The organism is Enterobacter sp. R-1.6.2, from assembly GCF_035064085.1.
GTDB classification, from domain to species: domain Bacteria; phylum Pseudomonadota; class Gammaproteobacteria; order Enterobacterales; family Enterobacteriaceae; genus Enterobacter; species Enterobacter asburiae_B.
In genome coordinates this window covers 1-250 of record NZ_JASEYI010000152.1, presented here as the reverse complement: position 1 = coordinate 250, position 250 = coordinate 1, and the positions used below count along the sequence as shown (strand labels likewise).

Genomic DNA, 250 nt, shown 5'->3' with positions numbered 1-250 from the left:
ATTGATATGGCCATGAATGGCGTCGGATGTCGCGCCAGTGCACGCATTATGGGCGTTGGCCTCAACACGATTTTACGTCACTTAAAAAACTCAGACCGCAGTCGGTAACCTCACGCATACAACCGGGCAGTGACGTCATTGTTTGCGCGGAAATGGACGAACAGTGGGGTTATGTCGGCGCTAAATCACGCCAGCGCTGGTTGTTTTACGCGTATGACAGGATACGGAGGACGGTTGTGGCGCACGTATT

1 pseudogene is annotated in these 250 nt (G+C 52.8%); it reads left to right on the top strand.

Annotated features, from left to right (window positions below):
• Positions 1–250, top strand: a pseudogene (locus QMN93_RS26205) (IS1 family transposase); the annotation flags it as partial.